This is a genomic window from Mesorhizobium sp. M4B.F.Ca.ET.017.02.2.1, from assembly GCF_003998955.1.
Classification (GTDB): Bacteria; Pseudomonadota; Alphaproteobacteria; order Rhizobiales; family Rhizobiaceae; genus Mesorhizobium; species Mesorhizobium abyssinicae.
This window is the reverse complement of the sequence record NZ_RZOF01000566.1, coordinates 1-2,055: the sequence shown is the minus strand read 5'-3', so window position 1 is coordinate 2,055 and position 2,055 is coordinate 1. Positions and strand designations below refer to the sequence as shown.

Annotated in this window: 1 protein-coding gene and 2 pseudogenes; all 3 read right to left on the bottom strand. The window is 57.1% G+C overall.

All coding sequences use genetic code 11. The annotated features are described in order from the left end of the window. On the bottom strand, positions 1-691 hold a 691-nt coding region (locus tag EN738_RS33790), incomplete at its 3' end, for a methylaspartate ammonia-lyase (protein WP_127287315.1). Between the two features lie 428 nt (positions 692-1,119). Next, positions 1,120-1,314: pseudogene (locus EN738_RS36655) on the bottom strand (transposase zinc-binding domain-containing protein); the annotation flags it as partial. 1 nt (position 1,315) lies between these two features. Beyond that, positions 1,316-1,608 (bottom strand): annotated as a pseudogene (locus EN738_RS33780) (tyrosine-type recombinase/integrase); the annotation flags it as partial. Positions 1,609-2,055: the final 447 nt, after the last annotated feature.

The following is a 2,055-nucleotide window of genomic DNA, read 5'->3' as shown; positions in this document are numbered from 1 at the left end:
GCACGGGATTATACCCGGGGCGGCCGATCTCGCGCGTACGCCTCGCAACCCACCTCACGAACTCCATGAAGGTCTGACCGCCAGCTCCGAATTTCGCCCGTGAGTTGATCAAGCCGTGAGGAAGCACATCGACCGCCTTCAAAATCATCTTGTCTACGTTGATTTCGCGGGCGTCGCCGCTCTGGCAGTAAATTGGAATTCTGCGCGTGGGCAGCGGCAGGCCAAACTCCGCGCATACGATCTCCGCCATCGTCTTTCGGTGGAGATAAGCTGCGGCACGAAGGAGAGCCTGGCTGACGCCATACTCAACAGCCAAAGGTAGCCGCTTATGCGTTAATGGCTGGAGGACCTTCGCGCAGGCATCAAGATAGCGAAATGCATTAACATCAAGAAGCCGTGTCGATATCTGAGACGTCAGATCCGAGACTTGATCGACATCGAACAACGGATCGCGTCCGCCAGCACCAGAGTACTGGACGCTCATCATGTCGCCCCAGACAACAGTGTCGTCGGTAAGGACCAATCCGACACTAAGCGAAGACGCTGGAACACGAATGGCTTTGAAGCCGATCGTGACAGGTTGGCCCACATAGATGAAACCGTCGTGCGGGACGCCGGCCCTGATCGCATCTTGGTCGTCATAGAAAAATGCACCATTGCCAGGCGCAAGGAGGACGTCTTTGATCTGCACTTGCTTTGCTCGATTCCTGTCGGGCTGTATCGACGAACGGATGCAGTACGATCCGCTGCTCGCAAAGTATGCGCCTTATGGCATACAGATCGCCAATATAATCTCCCGGGTGGCGCTATCGCGTTTCCAGATGGACGGCGGCTGCCCGACTCGGACTGGCGCCCGGAAGCCCTGTGCAAAAAACCGGGCTTCCTGCCCGAACCATTTATTGGGAACGGCGTGCGCGGATTTTATGATGCCCTGCAACAGTGATCCACGCACGAGATCCTGATACATCATACGACTGGGAATCCTCAACGGGCGCTAGCAGATGTTGGACAACCCGATTCTAAAGGATCTCTCAGCAAGAGGTGTAGGTCCACCCTGTGTAAGTTTGCGACATTGCCAATGACGATCTCGCTGCCGCCGTCATAAACTGACGATGAATCCGTCTCGGCGGCCGCCTTGGACAGGATCGTGTACATCGCCGCCTTGTTCTGGAAGGCGATTGCGGCGATCTCGGCCGGCAGCATAAACACCACGTGGGAGTAGGATCGGCAGAAGCTGGTCCTGCCGCGCGGCGAGTCATTCCCGGCAGGACTTTCCTTGGGCCTTGGGGCATGGCGGTTGCGACAGGAATTGTTCGGCGGCCGCACGCGCCGAGCGGCCGGCCGAGTACAATACCTGAACGTCGATGCGGGCGATTTGCATCCCGGCCGGAAACAGCCAGCCCTGCGGTTTCCTTAGTCACCAGTCGACCCGCAGGATGTGCAGAAGCTGCGCCGAGAGCATAACCATGCGGTCCTTGCAGCCCTTGCCGTGCTCGACCCGGATCACGCCACGTCCGCTGTGAATGTCGCCGACCTTCGGTCCTACGTCTCCGAAGCGTGCAGACCCGCGGCATAGGGTGTCGTCAGGGCAGTGCGCGTCTGGAAAGAACGAGTGGGCCTGCTTGATCGCCACAATCACATTGCCACTGTCGCGCGTGCGGACCGGAACGCATTAGGTCCACCCAGTGACAATATCGGTCCCTTCAAGATGCTCACCTTCATCTCTTCTCAGAAGAGTGGCTGGGAATCAGAAGAGTGGCTGGGAATTCCAAACCCCTCATAAAAGGAAATCCACTCGTCAGAAGACAAAGACCAGCCCTTGGTGGTATCCGCCTGCGGAGCCCTGTGCACGTACGTTCTGTGTCGAAAATCCGTCCTGGCCATCAGGAATCCTTTCGGAATCCGAAGTCAACGAGAACCTTGCCGGCCGCTATGCTTAAAGTCAGCAATTTACCAACAAATCGCGTGACATATTGCTTAGCGACTTCGCGCCGTTCTCAGTCACTCGGACAGTCTCACTGAAGACGTAGCCGTCATCCTTCTCAAAAATACCGA